Origin of the sequence: Caulobacter rhizosphaerae (genome assembly GCF_010977555.1) — a bacterium.
Classification (GTDB): domain Bacteria; phylum Pseudomonadota; class Alphaproteobacteria; order Caulobacterales; family Caulobacteraceae; genus Caulobacter; species Caulobacter rhizosphaerae.
Genome location: NZ_CP048815.1, coordinates 2,978,685 through 2,998,028, shown reverse-complemented (window position 1 = coordinate 2,998,028; position 19,344 = coordinate 2,978,685). Strand labels below are relative to the sequence as shown.

Annotated in this window: 8 protein-coding genes and 1 pseudogene; 7 read left to right on the top strand and 2 right to left on the bottom strand. The window is 65.5% G+C overall.

The annotated features are described in order from the left end of the window. Window positions 1-1,241: 1,241 nt before the first annotated feature. Window positions 1,242-2,324: pseudogene (locus tag G3M57_RS27475) on the bottom strand (phosphatidylinositol-specific phospholipase C1-like protein); the annotation flags it as partial. 39 nt (window positions 2,325-2,363) lie between these two features. On the opposite strand from G3M57_RS27475, the gene G3M57_RS13685 reads away from it, so the two are divergent. Further along, window positions 2,364-5,246 (top strand): TonB-dependent receptor, encoded by a 2,883-nt coding sequence (locus tag G3M57_RS13685; RefSeq protein ID WP_373287660.1) that lies wholly within the window; start codon window positions 2,364-2,366, stop codon window positions 5,244-5,246. A gap of 71 nt (window positions 5,247-5,317) precedes the next feature. Here the strand turns inward: G3M57_RS13685 and G3M57_RS13680 are convergent, their stop codons facing one another. After that, complete coding sequence (locus G3M57_RS13680) at window positions 5,318-6,058, bottom strand: GntR family transcriptional regulator (protein WP_056750430.1); 741 nt, start codon at window positions 6,056-6,058, stop codon at window positions 5,318-5,320. Window positions 6,059-6,577: 519 nt separating this feature from the next. On the opposite strand from G3M57_RS13680, the gene G3M57_RS13675 reads away from it, so the two are divergent. From G3M57_RS13675 to G3M57_RS13650, 6 genes are all read left to right on the top strand, one after another. Continuing rightward, a complete protein-coding gene (locus tag G3M57_RS13675; protein WP_163231155.1) occupies window positions 6,578-9,247 on the top strand; it encodes a TonB-dependent receptor in 2,670 nt (889 codons plus the stop codon). 195 nt (window positions 9,248-9,442) lie between these two features. Next, window positions 9,443-11,596 (top strand): glycoside hydrolase family 2 protein, encoded by a 2,154-nt coding sequence (locus G3M57_RS13670; RefSeq protein WP_163231153.1) that lies wholly within the window; start codon window positions 9,443-9,445, stop codon window positions 11,594-11,596. Further along, window positions 11,596-13,245: an alpha-L-fucosidase gene (locus tag G3M57_RS13665; protein ID WP_163231151.1), complete on the top strand. Its 1,650-nt coding sequence runs from the start codon at window positions 11,596-11,598 to the stop codon at window positions 13,243-13,245. The genes G3M57_RS13670 and G3M57_RS13665 overlap by 1 nt, the downstream gene beginning before the upstream one ends. A gap of 29 nt (window positions 13,246-13,274) precedes the next feature. Beyond that, entirely contained in the window at window positions 13,275-14,348 is a 1,074-nt protein-coding gene (locus G3M57_RS13660; protein WP_163231149.1) for a glycosyl hydrolase family 18 protein, read from the top strand. A 9-nt stretch (window positions 14,349-14,357) separates the two neighbouring features. After that, window positions 14,358-16,673 (top strand): beta-N-acetylhexosaminidase, encoded by a 2,316-nt coding sequence (locus G3M57_RS13655; RefSeq protein ID WP_163231147.1) that lies wholly within the window; start codon window positions 14,358-14,360, stop codon window positions 16,671-16,673. Window positions 16,674-16,699: 26 nt separating this feature from the next. Then, window positions 16,700-19,339, top strand: a complete 2,640-nt coding sequence (locus G3M57_RS13650; RefSeq protein ID WP_163231145.1) for a beta-mannosidase — start codon at window positions 16,700-16,702, stop codon at window positions 19,337-19,339. Window positions 19,340-19,344 lie beyond the last annotated feature (5 nt).

Sequence of the window (19,344 nt, the reverse complement as noted above, 5' to 3'; positions counted from 1 at the left end):
TTGCATCTCTTGCATGAGATGGCTGATCTGGTGATTAGGCCCATTGTGGGTTGTGGATAAAAGATAATTTCTCGGGTGGCGCTGGACGCTTATTCTGTACTTTTCGCCTACAGGTCCTCGGTGTTGAAAGTCACACGGGGTGATGTATGGCTAGTGGTGCGGTCGTGGTTAAAATGAGCGGATCTTGAAGTAAATTTTTGCAAATTCGTCAAGAATAGAAGTTTCTATTACCTCTCTCAAGATGCTCATGAAGCCGGTTGACTTGATTTGGCAGGTGTAGATAGAAAGGTAGAACGTAAATTAATGTTACAATCTGGAATATGTTCTCCGTGGTTATGGTTCCGTAGAGATTTCACCAGATTTCAGGGGGTAAATCCTGATATTGTCGAGCAAACCGCAAGCCGCACGATTTTCGATTTGGCGGCGTTTTTTAAACAACAGTTCGTCCCGATAATCGTTACCAGGGCCTACCGGCGCGCGAGAAGCTGCACCGTGGAGAGCGAGAGTTCGGATTCGCTTTCCTACCCCGAACCCCGCCAACGGCTTCGGCGTGGGGAAACCTCCAGTCATTGGAGCGCTCATTATCGAGAGGGCGTTCCCAGGGCTGCGTCCAGTTCAGCGCGGGCCATGTCCATGTCCCGCCGGAAGATCGGCGAAGCGTGTTCGGCCGCGTAGATCACGGCGCCGGCCTGGAGACCCGCTTCCGTCGCGCTGAAGGTGTGAGAGCCGCAGACATAGCGACTTTCGGCATAGTCGCGGCCCCGCGCGTACAGGGCGGCGGCGCGGGAGGGGGCCAGTTCGGCCAGGATCATCGCCACCTGCTCGCCATGGACGGAGTGCCCGGATGGATAATCCGGATTGCCGGCCAGGTGGTCGCTCTTGGGTTCGCAGATCGGAGCGGCCTCCTTGCCGATATAGGGCCGCTTCGTGTCCCAGTAGGTCTTGGCCAGGCTGACGACTGAGCGATCCTCGCCGGCCCGTTGCAGCAGGGCGGTCAGCACCGGCGCGGCCTGGGGCGTCAGTCTTACGCCCAGGGCCTGGGCGAAGTGATCGTACATGGACCCATCGACGTCGGCGGTGGCCAGGGCCCAGCGAGGCGAGTCCTTCAGCGCGCGGGTCTGGTCGAAGATCGCCGCGTCGGCGACGGCGCGGGGCGAGCCCTTGGCGGGCGGCGGCGCCAGGATCTTGGTCAGGTCCGGCCGAGCCTGGGGTGAGAGATAGCCGCGCGGTGGGACGCCGGGCTGGGCTTCGATCGCCAGGCTGTCGCAACGATCGGCGGCCCGCACGGGGTTGCAGATGGCGACATCGCCCCCGGTCAGGCGCACGGCGTATCCGCCGGCAAAGCGTGGATCGGGCCAGAGGTAGTCGGTCGAGATATATTGCGCGCCGCTTGTCAGCGCAGCGCTGCGCTGGGTCACATCGTTGGTTCGCGCGGCCCAGGTGTCGGCGTCGGCGCGCGTGCGGACGATGAAGCCCGCCTTCACGGCGGCGGCGATGCGGTCCTTCTGGCCGACTGGGTCGTTGAGGGTGAGATAGGCCGCGGCTGGCGAGGCCTCGTCGGTGTTGACGAACATCGCGCGGCCCTCCAGCGAGGTTCGCGTCCCGCGATAGAGCGCCACCTTGGCGGGGGCCTCGTCCAGGGCGAAGAACACCTTGCCGCGCGAGGCGGCCAGGCTGGGCCAGCCGTCGGCCAGGATCGCCTCGCGCAGGGTGGCGCGTCGGCCGCGCACCTGGTCGGGGATGATCAACCGGCCGTCGTCGAACACCGAGCGGATCTCGGCGTCCAGGGCGTCGAACGTCCTTTCGTCGAAGGGCAGGGGGGTGACGCCGCCGGGCAGGCTGGCCTGGCCATCCTTGGCGTTGAGCAGGATCAGGATCGGCACGTGATCCGGATGGGCTTTGGACCAGGCCTTCACCTGCGTCAGGCACGCGACGAAGGTCGGGCACGAGCTGCGGAAGTCGACGTCTGGCATGTGAAGGACCTTGAAGCCGGGCTTCGCCAAGGCGGCGGCGACGCTGGGCGGCAGGATGGTCCCGTGTCCGAGGGCGGTCAGCGGCTTGGCGTAGAGACCGCCGCCCGGATCGGCGACCACGTCGATCTCCAGCTGCCTGGCCCCGGCGTCCAACTGCTCGACGAGTGGCCGGTGCGCATAATCGACGCCCAGGGCGGCCTGTCCGCGCGCGGTGACCATGGCCGCCATCTCCTCGGGCGGGACGGCCAGCTTGTAACTGTTGTGCGTGCCGACCGCGGTCAGGTCGTTCATGCGCAGCTCGACGGCGGCGGGACTGGCGCCCATCAGAAGCGCGGCGACGAGACTTAGCATGAGGTCCTCCGAAGATCGCGGTCCGACTAGCCACGCTCGATGACGGTTTCGCGTCGGTGGTCGACGCCCCGTCCGTCGTCGTCACAAACCCTTATTCGAAACGAGAACCGTGAGTCACGGAACACCCCTAACGCCCGGCCTCTCGCCGGACGCCCAGCTTGGGTTGTCTCCCTCCGCCGCCAGTACAGGGGCTTTTCCATGTCACCAATCAAGAAGGCGCTGGTCATGAGCGCCGCGGCCGGCGTCCTCGTCACGGTCCTGTCCGCCGGCTCGGCCGAGGCGGCCGACGTCGCGCCGGCGGCTTCCCCGGCCGACAACGCCGTCGACGAAGTGGTCGTTCAGGGCTTCCGCAAGTCGCTGGGCGCGGCGCGCTTGGCCAAGAAGGACAGCGCCATTGTCGCCGACGTGATCGTCGCCGAGGACATGGCCAAGTTCCCCGACCTCAACCTTGCCGAGTCGCTGCAGCGCCTGCCGGGCGTGGCCATCAACCGGGAAGGCGGCGAGGGGCGTCGAGTCAGCTTGCGCGGCCTGGGCCCTGACTTCACCCGTGTGCAGCTGAACGGCATGGAGGTGCTGGGCAACGTCGATTCGCCGATGGACAGCCGCGGCCAGACCTCGCGGGATCGGGCGTTCGACTTCAACATCTTCGCCTCGGAGCTGTTTTCGAAGGTCGACATACGGAAGTCGTTCTCGGCCGAGCAGGACGAAGGCGGCATGGCCGGCACGGTGGGCCTCTATACCGCCAAGCCGTTCGACTATTCGGGAACCAAGGCCGCCCTGTCCCTGCAGGGCGGCACCAACTCGGCGACCAAGGACTTCCAGCCGCGCGGCGCGGCGATGTTCAGCAGGAACTGGGACGACAAATTCGGCGTCCTCGTCTCAGTGGCCTATTCCAAGCGCAAGACCCAGGAGCAGGGTTACAACACCTACGCCGCCCCCACGACCAAGGCCCTCGCCGCCAATGTCGTCAATCTCAGCGCGGCCGACCAGGCCAAGGCCATTAATGGCGAGTTGATCTTCCAGCGCGGCAACCGACTGACCGTCTGGGGCTCGGACCAGGAGCGCCTTGGCGTGACGGCCGCGCTGCAATGGCGTCCGGTCGAGAACCTCACCCTGACTCTCGACGCCCTGCACGGCAAGTTCACCAACGACAGGGACGAGAACAGTCTGGCCACCCGCGCCACCCTGAACTCGACCATCCTGGGCGCAGCCACCCCTCACTCAGGCAACCTGGTCAGTCCCCCGCCGGTGCTGAACTCGATCCAGTACGACAAGTACAACACGATCGTTTACGCGGATGTCGACAACACTGTCTTCGCCACCGAGACCCGTCGCCAGCAGACCAGGAACACGTTCGATCAGTTGGTGCTGACCGGCGAGTGGAAGCCCACCGACCGCCTGACGGTCGACGGTCATATCGGTCAGGAGACGTCGGATTACGACATTCCTATCTCGGACAAGTTCTACACCGAGGCGTTCGGCGGGCTGATCACCGACTATCGCGGCGACGCAGGCCACAACACCTACAAGTGGAACACCACCGATCCGAACAGCTACCGGGCCCACGAGATCGACTTCTCGGCCAGCTATCAGAGCACCGACTTGAAGAACGGTGAGCTGAACGCAGCTTGGGAATTGAACGGCGCCTTGACCTTGAAGGCGGGCGTTTCGTATCGCGGCTTCGAGAACTCGGGTTACACCCAGACCAACGATGACGTGAACAAGACGGCCTGGGAAAAGGGCACGCTGGATGATCACGTCACCAGTTACTACACGATCTTCGACAAGCACCACGACCAGTCCTGGGTGAACGTCGACTTCGACAAGGCTCTGGCCTTCTACGGGGTTACCCGCACCTTCGGCGCGCCCAAGGCGATCTACCAGGTCGAGGAGGACACCCAGGCCGGCTATCTCCAGCTGGACTGGAAGACCATCTTGTTTGGCAGGCCCGTACGGGGGAACGCCGGCCTGCGGGCCTATGACACCGACTTGATCTCGTCTGGCGTCATGGCGGTCAAGGGCGTCAACACGCCGACCGAGGCCAAGAAGACCTATTCCGGCGTGCTGCCAGCCTTCAACGCCGTGTTGGAAGTATCAGACCAGTTCCAGATCCGAGCCGCCGCAGCCCAGAACATCAACCGTCCCTCGCTGGCCGCCTATGCGATGAACGGAACGATCAGCGTCGACGGGACCAGCGTGACGGTGTCGACCGGCAATCCCAACCTCAACCCCTACACCTCCGACGAGTTCGACCTGTCGGCCGAATGGTACTTCGGCAGCATCGGCATGCTGACCGCTGGCGTCTTCCACAAGAAGATCGACGGCCTGGTCAGCAGCCAGACCGTCAACAATGTCACCTACGCCAGCACCGGCCTGGCCGAAGGCCTGTACCCGGGCGTCACCGGGTCGACGATCGTATCGTCCTACACCCGGTCGGTGAACCTCAACGAGGCCACGCTGACCGGCCTGGAACTCAGCGCCCAGAGCGATTTCTTCTTCCTGCCGGGTCCATTCAAGAACATGGGTGTCGTCGCCAACGTCACCTTCATCGACTCCGAGACGACCAACCTCGTCAACGGCAAGCCCCAGAAGGGCGCGATCTACGGGATGTCCGACCTGAACCACAACGTCACGCTCTACTACGAGACGGCGAAGTGGGGCGCGCGGATCTCCTCCAACTATCGTTCGGAGTACACGATCGACAGCGGCGGCTTCAAGGCGACAACCTATATCGACGCGGCGGCCTTCTATCAGCTGACGCCGGGGATACGCCTGACGCTTGACGCCGTGAACCTCTCCAACGAGCGCGAGTCCCAGTACAACAGCTACAATAACGGGTTCGGCGCGACCGGCGCCCACCGGCTGTGGAACGACACCACCAGCGGACGGACGGTGTTCGTGGGCGCCAACATGCAGTTCTAGGCGTTTGCGAAGGACGCTGGGCAAGGCCGTTCGAAGAACCCTTCGGGCAGCCTTTGCGGCTCCGGGCCGCCCTAGAGATTGTGGTTGAGCTCGGCGACCACGTCATAGGCGTCGCCGCGATAGTAGGACTGGGTGAACTCCGCCGCGCGGCCGTCCGGCAGGAAGCCGCGTCGTTCGATCAGCAACCCTGCGTCGCCCGGACGGACACCCAGCGTCTCGGCCTGCTCCCTGGTGAACGTGACGGCGCGGAGGCGCTGCAAGGCCCTCACAGGTCGATAGCCGGCCTTGTGCAGGGCTTCATAAAGGGAGTCCTCCACCGCATCGAGCGACGGCAGGCAGTAGGCCGGGATGGTCGAATATTCCAGGGCCATAGGCGAGTCGTCGGCGTAGCGGATCCGGTGGAATCGATAGACCGGCGCCCCGGGAGACAGGACGAGCGAAAGCGATTCCTCGGGGGTCACGGCGCCGAGCGAGCGGTTGATCCAGGCGCTGTGTGGGCGGCGCCCGCGAGACAGCATGTCCTCTGAAAACGAAGACAGCTTAGAGAAGCTCTTCTCGACCCGACCGGTGACGAAGGTGCCGGCGCCTCGACGGCGGCTGAGAAGACCTTCGTCCACCAGGCCGCCGAGCGCCTTGCGCACGGTGATGCGTGAAACGGCGTATTCCTCGGCCAGGTCCCGTTCGGGCGGAATGGCGACGTCCGGCGTCAACACGTTACGCTTGATCGCGTTTCGCACGACGCGCTGCAGCTGAAGATAAAGCGGCGTCGTGTCTTCAATCTCAAGCCGGCCCACGATGTCGGAGAAGGACATGGGATTACCTAGGTCTTTCATGGGAGCGAGGTCTCAAGCGGCCGGAAGGGAATAAATGACCTGCCCCTTCAGGGAGGCGGGCGAGAGCCGGGGATCACGCGGGACGTCCTGGAGTGATCAACCAAGCGCATACCACCTATGAGACCATTTTCAGCCCAATGGCTAACTAACATCAATTTGCTTTAATTACCACGGCTGGCCCTGTCCAAATTGGGCAGTCCACCATGGCCGGTCGTGGACCTTTGCGTGGCGCGGTCCCTAAAAATCCTCTTTTTCTACAACCATATACGTGGGTCGTGATCATTCTAAAGGACTACGCCTCTGTGGCCATTTCAGAATTATATATGAAATTTAATTTACTAATTGACGAAGGTGGGAGCCCAAACGTAGGCTCAGGCTCGCATCAGGTATTCCAATGGTCCTGGATTGGTCTCTAGGGGTCTTGGCGGCTTGGGCGGCTGTCGTGGCGACGGTCTGGCGAGGGTGGGAGCTGCGGCGCCCAAGGGGAGGGGACTCGAAATGAGCCTCAAAGCACATATTCTGCTGACGACCGCGCTGGCGGGCGTGTTCATGGCCGGCGCAGCGTCGGCTCAGACGGCCAGCGGGGCGACGACGGTCGACGAAGTGGTCGTCACCGGCCTGCGCGAGAGCCTGAAGAAGTCGATCCAGGTCAAGCGCGAGGCCAACGCCGTGGTCGACGTCATCACCGCCGATGGCGTGGGCAAGTTCCCCGACCGCAACGTCGCCGAAGCTCTGGCTCACGTGCCGGGCGTCAGCGTCGACCACCAGTTCGGCGAAGGTGAGCGGGTCGCCATCCACGGCACCGACCCGGCGCTGAACCGCATCCTGGTCGACGGTCACAGCATCGCCTCGGCCGATTGGGGCGGCAACCCGTCCGATCGCTCAAGCCGCAGCTTCAACTATTCGCTGCTGGCGCCCGAGATCGTCGCCCGCGCCGAGGTCTTCAAGTCGCCGGAAGCCCGGATCGATGAAGGCAGCCTGGGCGGCACTGTCATCGTCCACACGCGCAAGCCGCTGGACCTGGACGCCAACACCTTCTCAGGCTCGCTCGGCTACGCCTACAACGATCGTTCCGAGAAGGGCAATGCCCGCGCCTCGGGTCTCTATAGTTGGAAGAACAGCACCGGCAGCCTCGGCATCTTGCTGGGAGCCACCTATGACAAGCAGCACCTGACCCGCGCTGGCGTCGAATATTTCGGCTACAGCGGCGGCGACAGCTTCGACAGCGCCTTCACCTATGACGCCAGCGGCAACGTAACGGGCGGCCCGACGATCAACGGTGCGGCGCCGACCAACGCCAGCCTGGCCACCCTGCGCGCCTCGCGCCTGCCGTGCTGCATCAACTTCGCCTACTTCGACCAGACGCGCGAGCGGATCGGCCTTTCGGGCGCCGTGCAGTACAAGCCGACGGATGATCTGGAGTTCCTGGTCACCGGCCTGCACATCGACGGCAAGTACAACAACTACAGCCAGTCGGAATATTCGGTCGCGGTCTGGACGCCGACCACCCTTCAGGCGGCCACGGTCAATAACGGCCTGATGACCCAGGGCGTTTTCGGTCCCAAGTCGAACGGCGACACCGCCCAGCTTGACACGAACTACCGCAAGACGACGATCAAGAACGACAGCCTGAACTTCGCCGCCAACTGGAAGCCTGGCGCGTGGGACATCCACGCCGACGTCGGCTACACCAAGGCTACGGGCGGCAAGGATCCCGAATACCTGTTCTCGGCGATGACCAGCGCAGGCTTCACCTATGCCTTCGACGGCAAGAACACGGTGGTCAACTATACCTCCGATCCGAGCACCCCGGGCACCTTCGCCAGCCGCAAGAACGGCACCGTCAACCGCAACGGCCAGACGTTCACAGGTTTCCAACTCGGCGGTGTCTATACCGGCGTGACCTCGGATGAAGAGGCTTACGGCCAAGTCGACTTCAAGCGCGATGTTGAGTGGGGGCCTTTCACCAAGATCCGGTTCGGCTTGAAGTACTCCGACCACAGCAATGAGGAATCCTCGGCCGGCACGTCCGACTATTCGGACACGCCGTTCAGCCTCGCCGATATTAAGACGATCACCACGCCGGCGGACCTGTTCAGCGGTCTGGGCGCTACCGGCAACGCCACTCAGTTCACGACCATTCCGAAGGAAGAGGTTATCCGTCTGCTGAAGGCGCGGAAGTACTCGTTCTACAGCACCGACTATGGGGCCAGCTTCAAGGTCGACGAAAGCATCGCGGCCGCCTACGTGCAGGGCGACTTCGAGCAAAACGGCTGGCGGGGCAATATCGGTGGCCGCTTCGTCAACACCAACGACGACTCGCGTTACTGGCTGAGCAACGACAACGGCAATACCTATGTGCCGGCAAAGACCATGAACGAATACAACAAGTTCTTGCCGTCGTTGAACGTGGCTTACGCGCTTGGGGACAACGTGGTGGTGCGCGGCGCCGCGGCCCAGGTCGTCGCTCGGCCCCGCTACGGCCAACTGGCCGGGGCGTTCAGCCGGGATGACAACCAGCACACGGCGGGCGGCGGCAATCCCGACCTGAAGCCCTATGAGGCGCTGAACCTCGAATTGTCGGCCGAATGGTACTTCGCGCCGGGCGCCATGCTCTCGGCGGAAGTCTTCCATCGCGACATCAGCTCCTATGTCGTGTCCAAGACCACCGACATGCAGCTGTTCAATCCGAATACCCAGAAAACCGAGACCTATAGCGTCACGCTGCCGATCAATGCGCAGGACGCCAAGGTCAGCGGCCTGCTCGTGTCGTTCCAGAGCGATCTGCCCTGGGGCTTCGGCATCCAGACCAACGTTTCCTACTCGGAAGCGGAGGTCCAGGACTACAACATGCCGTTCCTGTCGAAGTACACGGTCAACGTCATTCCCTACTACGAGAAGGGACCGTTCCAAGCGCGTCTTAGCTACAACTACCGCTCTTCGTATTTCACCGGCATTGGTCGTTTGAATTCGAAAGACAGCACCGACGGATACAACCAGCTCGACTTCTCGGCCTCATACAAGTTCACCGACCGCATGTCGCTGAACCTGAACGCCCAGAACCTGCTGGATGAAACCTACTATTCGTACAGCGGCACCAAGGACGCCCCGACCGCCTTCTACAAGAACGGTCGCGTGCTGGCCCTGAGCTTCGCCTACAAGATGTAGGGTTTACTTTCTCCCCGACTGGGCCGCCGCCGCACCTGCAAGGCGGCGGCCCTTTTTTTGGGAGGCGTCCAAGCGCGCTGGGCGACACTGACGACGTCGTGACGCCGACGACGAGGCTTGGATCCCGGCGAGTGCATGCTTTCGAAGACTCAGTCTTCGGTGTCGGCTTTCAAGCCGAAACGATAGGGAGTGGGGATGAGGACGATTGGCAATTTTCTACGCCTGCTGATCCTCGCCTTGGCTTTGGGCGGCCATGCCACCGCCGCTACGCGGCTCGATCTCGACGGCGCCTGGCGCTTTCGCACTGACTCGAAAGGAGAGGGGCTCTCCGCTGGCTGGACCACCGGGCCGCCCGAGGGCGCACGGGCGGTTACCGTGCCCCACACCTGGAACCTGGGCCAGGACCAGGCCTTTGATGGTGTCGGCTGGTATTTCAAAACCTTCGTCCTGCCCGAAGGCCTGACGGACCGGCACGTCGAGCTCAATTTCGGCGGAACCTTCTATAAGAGCCGGATCTTCGTGAACGGCGTCGAAGCCGGCGCCCACGAAGGCGGCTTCACAGCTTATCATCTGGATGTCAGCAAGCTGGTCCGGCCCGGCGAGAACAGGATCGCCGTGGCCATCGACAATCGGCCGGGCCTAGCCACCATCCCGGGTTACGCCATGCGGCTCCAAGCCTCGGGCAACGTCTGGTACGACTGGTGGCGCAACGGCGGTATCCTGCGCGACGTCTGGCTGAGCGTGGCTGACGGGGGATTGATCCGTCAACAGACGATCACCCAGCAGCTGTCCGCTGACCGTGCGACGGCGGTCACTCGGGTGCGGGTCGAAAACGTCGATGCGGAGACACGCGCCTATCGCCTGACCGCCGCGATCGAGGATCCGGACGGCCGCGTCGTGGGCCGCGCCGAACAGACGCTGCGGGTAGCGGCGAGCGGTGCGGCCGAGCCGTCGCTGAGCTTCACGGTCGAGCGACCTCAGCTGTGGAACGTCGGCGCGGCCAAGCTCTATCGCCTGTCGGTGCAGTTGCGCGACGAGGATGGGCGGCTGCTGGACGAACGGACGGATACGATCGGCTTCCGCAAGATCGAGATCAAGGACCGCAAACTGTACGTGAACAGCCGGGCCGTGCGCCTGACCGGCATGACCCGCCACCAGGACTCCCCATGGGAGGGGCAGGCCGAGAGTGCGGGCACGATCCGCCAGGACTGGAACGACCTCGCGGCGCTGCACGTCACCCTGACCCGGCCGGTGCACTATCCGCAGCCGCAGGCCGTGCTAGAGGAGGCCGACCGCCAGGGCGTGCTGCTGGTCCCGGAAATCCCGATCTGGCAGATGAACGAGGCCCAACTGGCCGATCCGCGCCTGCTGCCGCTGGCCAAGCGCCAGATGGATGAGATGATTGCCGAGGCTGGCAACCATCCCAGCGTCCTGGCCTGGAGCGTGATGAACGAGAGCGACGCCTCCAAGCCTGGCGGCCTGGCGTTCTTCCGGGCCATGAAGGCGCACATCAACGCGCTGGATCCCGGCCGCTTCGTGACCTTCGCGGACTCAGACGTGTCGATCGCGCCCTGGAAGCCGGCCCAGGCGCTGCGCGAGGCCGACTTCATCATGGCCAACGCCTATTTCGGCACCTGGAGCGGCGGGGCCGGCTCGGTGGAGCCATGGCTGGACTTCTTCGACAAGGCCTATCCCGACAAGATGTTGATCATCTCGGAGTTCGGCTGGCCGGGCCCGTTCTCGGCCGATCCGAAGACGGCCGACGCGGCGCGTGTCGAGAACCTGCGGGGCCAGATGGCGGCGTTCGAGAAGCGGTCTTTCGTGGGCGGCGCGATCTTCTGGACCTACCAGGACTACCACTCCAACCGGAACCTCTATGCCGGGTCGGTCGATGGCTATGTGGACCACGGCGTCGTCGACGAGTATCGGCAGCGCAAGCCGTCCTACGCGGCCTGGGAACACCGCAACCGCGCGCTCGATGTGTCGGTGTCCTGGACGGTGGGCGAGGGCGGTCTCAAGGGCTTCACCGCCAAGGTTGCGCCGAGCGCGGCCGGGACCCTGCCGTCCTATCCGTTGATCGGCCAGCGGGTTCGCTGGAAGGCCCTGGACCAGAACGGCGCGGTGGTCGGAGAAAGTCCGCCGACGGATATTGATCTCGGGGCTCCGGCGATCGTGACGGGCGCCTGGGACAAGCCGGTGGACGGCGTCGTCCGTCTCACCCTTGATGTCCTGACCTTGACCGGCGTCCGCTCGGGCGGGGAGACGGCCGAATATCGACCCTTCAAGCTGGGCTCGGCGCCGTTCCCGCCCGATCCCGCGCAGCTTTCCAGCAATCCGGCGGTGCATTGATGTCCAAGACCGATCCGAACAGCCTCGACCGTCGCGCCTTTCTGGCGGTCGCCGCGGCCGGTGCGACAGCCGTCGTCGCCAAGCCGGCTCTCGCGGCCGAGCCGACAGTCTCGCCCACCGCGCCGACGGCCAAGACCTTGAGTCCGGAGAAGATCGACCAGGCTTGGCGGCGGGCGGCGACCAAGTTCGATGCGCCGCGCGCCGCGGTGCTCAAACGAGCCCGCGCGACGGCGGCGACCGGCCCGTTCCGCCCTGACTGGCCATCATTGAAAGCCTATGAGCCGCCGCTCTGGTACCAGGACGCCAAGTTCGGGATCTTTATTCACTGGGGCGTCTATTCGGTGCCGGCCTTTGGCGGCGAGTGGTACTCGCGCCTGATGTACCAGGAGGGCTCGAAGGAATACGAGCACCACCGGGCCACCTACGGACCGCAAGACCGCTTCGGCTACAAGGACTTCATCCCCCAGTTCACCGCCAAGGCCTACGACCCGGCCGGTTGGGCGAGCCTGTTCAAGCAGGCGGGCGCCCGCTACGTGGTGCCGGTAGCCGAGCACCACGACGGCTATGCGATGTACGACAGCCGGCTGTCGGACTGGACCGCCGTCAAGACCGGTCCCAAGCGGGACCTGATTGGCGCCTTCGCCAAGGCCGCCCGGGCCGAGGGGCTGCATTTCGGCCTCTCCAGCCATCGGGCTGAGCACGACTGGTTCTTCGACGAAGGCCGCAAGATCCCGTCCGACGTCAACGACCCCCGCTACCTGGAGCTCTACGGCCCCGCCCAGCTGCGCCTGTCGGGGAAGGACGACGCCGACCTCTATGGTGACTTCACCGCCGTCTCCCAGGCCTGGGTGGACGACTGGCTGGCGCGGACGGCCGAGCTGGTCGAGCTCTACGATCCCGAACTGATCTATTTCGACTGGTGGATCGGCAAGGCCGAGTTCCGCGCCGCCCTGCCGGCCATGCTGGCCCAGTACTACAACACCAAGGCCGCCAAGGGCCTGCAGGCCGTGGTCAATTACAAGCTCGGCTCGATGCCGGTCGGGGCCGGGGTGCTGGACATCGAGCGCGGCCAGGCGCCGGGCATCCAGGCCTCGGCGTGGCAGACCTGCACCTCGATCAGCGACAAGGCCTGGGGCTTCATCGAGAACGACACCTACAAGAGCGCCGGCCAGTTGATCCACCTGCTGGTCGACGTGGTCTCGAAGAACGGCAACCTGCTGCTCAATGTCGGCCCGCACGCGGACGGAAGCATTCCGCCGGCGGCCCGCGACACCCTGCTGGCCATGGGCCAGTGGCTGGCCCTGAACGGCGAAGCGATCTACGGCTCGCGGCCTTGGCGGGTGTTCGGCGAAGGGCCGACAGAGATCGCCGACGGCTCCTTCCAGGAAACCAAGACCAAGCCCTATACGGCCAAGGACTTCCGGTTCACCACCCGGGACGGGCGGCTCTACGCCCTGCAGCTGAGCGCGCCGGAAGGCGACCAGGCCCTGATCGCCTCGATCAAGCCGGCGGACCAGGTCCGCTCCGTCACCGCGCTCAGCACTGGCCGGCCCGTCGCCTTCAGCCAGACGGCCGAGGGCCTGCGGCTGGCGGTTGGCGGACAGCCCGCCGGCCGCGCCGCCTACGTCTACCGCATCGAACTCGCCTAATCGAACTTCGCCTGAGTGAAAGGGCCGTCATGCGCCGCATCCTGACCCGCGTACTTCTCGCCGCCGCCTTGGGGACCGCTTTTGCCGGCGCAGCCCAGGCCCAGGGCCAGGCCACCCAGCCCGTGGCGCTGTTCTATTTGATGGAAACGCCCAAATCGACGCGCTCCTTCGAGCAGCATATCGACAAGATCGGCCTGCTGGTGCCGACCTGGTACGGGGTGTCCAAGGACGGCCTGGTCACTGGAGCCCCCAATCCGGGGATCCTGGCCAAGGCCAAGGCCGCGCGCCTGCCGGTGATGCCGATCATCTCGCTGACCGACCGCGCCGGCCTGCACCAGCTGATGCAGAACGAGGCGGCCAAGAAGGCGATGATCGAGGCCCTGGTTCGTGAGGCCAAGGCCAACGGCTATGTCGGCTTCCACTTCGACTTCGAGAACATCAGCTATCTGGACCGCGACGCCTTTACCCTGATGGCCAAGCAGACCGCCGACGCCCTGCACGCCGCCGGCTTCACCATGGGCGTGGCCGTCGTGCCCAACGCCCCCGGCCATCCGGGCAAGGGCGCCTATTCCAAGTGGATGTGGGAATACTGGCGCGGCGCCTATGACATCGAGGCCTTGGGCAAGATCGCCGACGAGGTCAGCCTGATGACCTATGACCAGCACACGCGCTGGACCCCGCCAGGCCCGGTCGGCGGCATGCCCTGGGTGATGGAGAACCTCGACTACGCCCTGAAGGTGATCCCGCGCGAGAAGATCTCGCTGGGCATCCCGCTCTACGGCTACCGCTGGTTCGCCGACAATCCGGTGCGCCCCGACGGGACTGAAGCCGTCAACATCAGCGGCGTCTATTTCGACGCAGACGAGTCCATGCCGATGGCGCGTGAATACGGCGTGAAGGTCCAGTGGGACGAGGTCCAGAAGGAAAGCTGGTACGTGCTCTACCGCGACCAGATGAACGAGTGGGTGTCGATGCCGGACGCCCGCAGCTTCAAGGCCCGCTACGAGGTGGTCAAGCAACAGGGCCTGGCCGGGTTCAGCGCCTGGGTGCTGGGGTCCGAGGATCCCGCCGTCTGGGACGTCCTTCCCGTGGTCAAGCGCTAAGGATTGCCGATGCGACCCGCTCACCGTTTCGCGACCGCCAGCTTTGCGGCTCTTTCCCTGGCCCTGGCTGCGGGCACCGCATTGGCCGCGCCCTCGCCGGCGCCGATCATTCCAGTCCCAGCCGAGCTGACCCCGGGACGTGGTGCGCTCGCCGTCCGCTCTGGGGCCGTGATCTCGGTCCCGGCCGGCGACGCCGCCGCCCTGTCTGCCGCGCGGCTGCTGGCCGGCCAGGTCAAGCAGACGCGGGGCCTGGACCTCGTCGCGCAAGAGGGCGGGGCCGGGATCATCGTCCTGATCCGGGATCCGTCGGTGAGTGCGGCCGAAGGCTACGTGCTGACCGTGACGCCTAAGGGGGCGCGCATCGCCGCCAAGGACGACGCCGGCCTGTTGTACGGCGCCATGACCCTGGCCCAGCTGCTCAGCCCCGACGCGGCGTTCGGTCGCCCGGTCAAGGTTCCGGCCCTGACCGTTCGCGACCAACCGCGCTTCGCCTGGCGCGGGATCATGGTCGACGTGGCCCGCCACTTCCAGCCGGCCGAGTCGCTGAAGCCGCTGATCGATGCCATGGCGGCGCACAAGATGAACGTGCTGCATCTGCACCTGTCCGACGACCAGGGCTGGCGGGTCGAGATCAAGCGCTATCCCAAGCTGACGGAAATCGGCGCCTGGCGCACACCGCCGACGGCGGGCGAGGCCCCCTCGGCCCAGCCCTATGGCGGCTTCTACACCCAGGACCAGATCCGCGACCTGGTGGCCTATGCGCGAGAACGGTCGGTGACCATCGTGCCGGAAATCGACCTGCCGGGCCACGCCCAGGCCGCGGTCGCCGCCTATCCCGAGATCGGGGTCTTCGGCGACCGCCCGCCCGTCAGCGTCGACTGGGGCGTGAACCCCTACCTGTTCGACGTCGACCAGCCCAGCCTGACCTTCATCGAAGGCGTGCTGGACGAGCTGATGGACCTGTTCCCCTCGACCTACATCCACGTGGGCGGCGACGAGGCGATCAAGGACCAGTGGCAAAGTTCGCCCGCCGTCCAGGCCCGCATGCGCGAACTGGGCCTGAAGAACGAGCACGAGATGCAGAGCTGGTTCATCGAGCATCTGGGCCAATACCTGGCGTCACATGGCCGGCGGCTGATCGGCTGGGACGAAATCCTCGAGGGCGGCCTGCCGACCTCGGCCTCGGTGATGTCGTGGCGGGGCGAGCAGGGGGCGATCGACGCCGCCAATGCGGGTCACGACGTGGTGCTGTCGCCGGCCCCGACACTGTACCTGGACAGCTTGCAGAGCAACCGCGCCGACGAGCCGCCCGGCCGGCTGTCGATCGTGACCCTGAAGGACGTCTACGCCTACGAGCCGATGCCCAAGGGCATCGCCCCCGACAAGGCCGGCCACGTGCTGGGCGCTCAGGCCAACGCCTGGACGGAATACCTGGTGACGCCGTCGCAGGTGCGTCACGCGATCTTCCCGCGCCTGGACGCGGTTTCGGAGATCACATGGTCGCCCAAGGATCGGCGCGACTGGTCGGGCTTCCTGAATCGCCTGGACATCCAGCGCCTGCGCTACGCCCGCCAGGGAATCAACGCGGCCGACGGCGCCTTCGCGATCAATTTCGCCTTGGACGGTGGTCGCGGCGCGGCGCTACGCTCGGGACAGGCCACCCTGGCCCTGTCGACCCAGACCGGCTTCGGCCAGATCCGCTACACGCTGGACGGCAAGACGCCGACGGGGCGTTCGGCGCTGTACGGCAAGCCGCTCAAGGTTCCGGTGGGGACCACGGTTCGCGCGGCCGCGTTCGCCGCCGACGGTCGCCCGACCGCCGAGCCGCAGTCTTTCGACCTTGGCCGGAACGCGCTGCTGACCCGGAGCAATACCGAACTGACGGCCTGTCCGAAGGGGGCGCTGGGCCTGCGCGTGCCGCTGACCTCGGAAGCTCAGGCCGACGCGCCGGCCTTCAACGTCAACCTGTTCGACACCTGCGCGATGTACCCGGCCGCGCCGCTCGACCTGGCCGGCGGGTTCGAGGTCAAGGTCGCGCGCGTGCCCCGTCACTACGGCCTGGCGGCGGACACCGACAAGGTCCGCTGGCACTACAACGCCACGCGGTTCGGCGAACTGGTCGTGCGCGCGGGCGGCTGTGAGGGGACGGTGGTCGCGACCTTCCCGCTGCCCGATCCGGCCACGGCCGACAACCGGTTGAAGTTCCAGGGCGCCTTGCCGTCGGGCACGGGCGATTCCGACCTTTGCCTGTTGTTCACCGCGCCGCTGTCTGGCCCTTTCTACGCGGTCGAGGCCCTGGCCCTGACGCCCCGCTCTTCCAACTGATCAAGTCCCCAAGGCGAGACCAGACCATGCTTCGATCCGCGCTGCTTTCCGCCTTCGCCCTAGCGGCCATGGGTTCCACCGCCCTGGCCGGACCCGTCGAAACCCGAAGCCTGGACCAGGGCTGGAGCTTCCGGCTTGATCCGGCCGACGCCGCGGCCAAGACCCACGCAGCCGAGGCGGCGCAGTGGCGGCCGGCGACGGTGCCCGGCACGGTGCAGACCGACCTGCTGGCCGCCGGCCGCATCCCCGATCCGTTCGCGGGAACCAACGAGGCGCAGCTGCAGTGGATTGGCTTGGCCGACTGGCAGTACCAGCGGACGCTGGACGCAGACCCGGCCCTGCTGGACCGCGATCACGTCGATCTGGTGTTCGACGGCCTCGACACCTTCGCGGAAGTCTTCGTCAACGGCGTCAAGCTGCTGTCGGCCGACAACCAGCACCGCCGTTGGCGTGTGCCCGTCAAGGCGGTGCTGAAGCCCGGCGCCAACGTGATCTCGATCACCTTCAAGTCACCGATCAAGAAGCTGCAGCCTGACCTGCTCAAGCAGCCCTATGTGCTGCCCGGCGCTTATGACTCCGCGTTCGGTGACGAGCCGCCGGCCAAGCACACCTCCACCTATGTCCGCAAATCGCCCTATCACTACGGCTGGGACTGGGGGCCGCGCTACGTCACCGAAGGCATCTGGCGCGAGGTGCGGCTGGAGGCCTGGGACGAGGTGCGCATTGATGGCTTCCGCATCCGCCAGGACCAGGTCGCCGCCGACCACGCCCGCCTTTCGGCCGAGTTCGAGATCGAGGCCGACGGAACGCGCACGATCGAACTGGCGGTCACGCCTACCGCGCCCGACGGCGCGGCGCTGCCCGTTGTCCGCCAGACCGTAACCCTGGCGCCCGGTCTGAACCGCGTTTCCGTGCCCGTGCCGATCGCCGCGCCCAAGCTGTGGTGGCCCGCAGGCTACGGCGCTCAGAACCTCTACCGCTTCAGCGCTTCCGTCGCCCTGGACGGCGCGGTGGTAGCCAAGGCCGAGCGCCGCTCGGGCCTGCGCACGGTCGAGCTGCGCCGCGAGACCGACGCCTGGGGCAAGAGCATGGGCTTCGTCGTCAACGGCGTGCCGGTGTTCGCCAAGGGCGCCAACCTGATCCCGTTCGACAGCTTCTCGCCGCGAGTCACCGACGAAAAGATGCGTCAGATCCTGACCTCGGCTCGCGACGCCAACATGAACATGCTGCGCATGTGGGGCGGCGGCCACTATCAGAGCGACGCCTTCTACGCGATGGCCGATGAATTGGGCTTGATGATCTGGCAGGACTTCATGTTCGGCGGCGCCATCCCGCCCTATGATGTGGCGTTCCGCGAGAACACCCGGATCGAGGCTGTCGAGCAGGTCAAGCGCCTGGGCGACCATCCGAGCATCGTGCTGTGGAGCGGCAACAACGAGGTGCAGACCGGCTGGGAGAACTGGAGCGACCGGGTCGCCTTCAAGACCTCGATCCCGCCCGAGGAGCGCGAGCGCATCGTCGTCGGCATGACCACCTTGTTCGGCCAGGTGCTGCGCGGCGCGGTCGCCGAGAACGATCCCGACACGCCCTACTGGGCCGGTTCGCCCAGCACGGACTATGACGGGGCTTCCGACCTGCTGACCGATGGCGATCGCCACTACTGGAGCGTCTGGGGCGGCTCGCTGCCGGTCGAGGAGTATCTCCACGTCACGCCGCGCTTCATGTCTGAATACGGCCTGCAGTCGCAGCCGGAAATACGGACGCTCAGGACGGTCGCCGGGTCTAAGGACTTGTCGGTCAATTCCACAGTCATGCGCGCCCACCAGAAATACGCCAAGGGCGAGGGCAACGAGCGGATCCTGTTCTACATCCGCCGCAACTACGGCGAGCCGAAGACCTTCGAGGACTTCGTCTATCTCAGCCAGGTGATGCAGGCCGAAGGTATCGAGCTGGCGGCCTTGCACCACCGATCCTCGCGGCCGCAGACCATGGGTTCGCTGTACTGGCAGCTCAACGACGTCTGGCCGGGCGCCTCTTGGTCCAGCGTGGACTATTATGGCCGCTGGAAGGCGCTGCAGTACCATGCCCGCCGGTTCTACGCCTCAGTCGCGCTCGCGGCCGTGCACGACAAGGGCGCGACGACGATCACCCTGCTGTCCGACCGCACGACCGCCGCGGGGGTCCGCTGGCGGGTGCGGGTGATGGATGTCGACGGCAAGGTCCTGTCGGACAGCACGTCCGACGCCGAGCTCAAGCCGCTGGCGGCCACCCAGGTCGCCGACCTGCCGGACGCGACTCTTTTCAAGGGCGCCGATCCGGCCCGGACCTTCGCCGTGGTCGAGTTGATTGAGAACGGCCGGACGATCTCGCGCGGCATAGTCACACAGGTTCCGGCTAAGGCCATGGCCCTGCCGGACCCGCGCCTGGGGGCGACCTGGTCGAAGACGGCGGACGGCTATGCCGTGACCGTCAAGGCCGCCAAGCTGGCGCGGGCGGTCTGGTTGGGCTTCGGCGACCTCGACGCCACCTTGTCGGACAACGCCTTCGACCTGCCCCCGGGCGAGGCTGTCACCGTCCAGGTGACGTCCAAGGCCTCGCTGGCCCAATTGAAGCGGGCCCTGACCCTGCGCAGCCTCTATGGCGCCACCAAGCCTGTGACGCCCTAGGAGCG

What these genes read in the sequence shown, in the direction of transcription:
- G3M57_RS13685 (WP_373287660.1), top strand. Translation starts at nt 2,364, where the DNA reads ATGACGGTTTCGCGTCGGTGGTCGACGCCCCGTCCGTCGTCGTCACAA.
- G3M57_RS13680 (WP_056750430.1), bottom strand. Translation starts at nt 6,058, where the DNA reads ATGTCCTTCTCCGACATCGTGGGCCGGCTTGAGATTGAAGACACGACG.
- G3M57_RS13675 (WP_163231155.1), top strand. Translation starts at nt 6,578, where the DNA reads ATGAGCCTCAAAGCACATATTCTGCTGACGACCGCGCTGGCGGGCGTG.
- G3M57_RS13670 (WP_163231153.1), top strand. Translation starts at nt 9,443, where the DNA reads ATGAGGACGATTGGCAATTTTCTACGCCTGCTGATCCTCGCCTTGGCT.
- G3M57_RS13665 (WP_163231151.1), top strand. Translation starts at nt 11,596, where the DNA reads ATGTCCAAGACCGATCCGAACAGCCTCGACCGTCGCGCCTTTCTGGCG.
- G3M57_RS13660 (WP_163231149.1), top strand. Translation starts at nt 13,275, where the DNA reads ATGCGCCGCATCCTGACCCGCGTACTTCTCGCCGCCGCCTTGGGGACC.
- G3M57_RS13655 (WP_163231147.1), top strand. Translation starts at nt 14,358, where the DNA reads ATGCGACCCGCTCACCGTTTCGCGACCGCCAGCTTTGCGGCTCTTTCC.
- G3M57_RS13650 (WP_163231145.1), top strand. Translation starts at nt 16,700, where the DNA reads ATGCTTCGATCCGCGCTGCTTTCCGCCTTCGCCCTAGCGGCCATGGGT.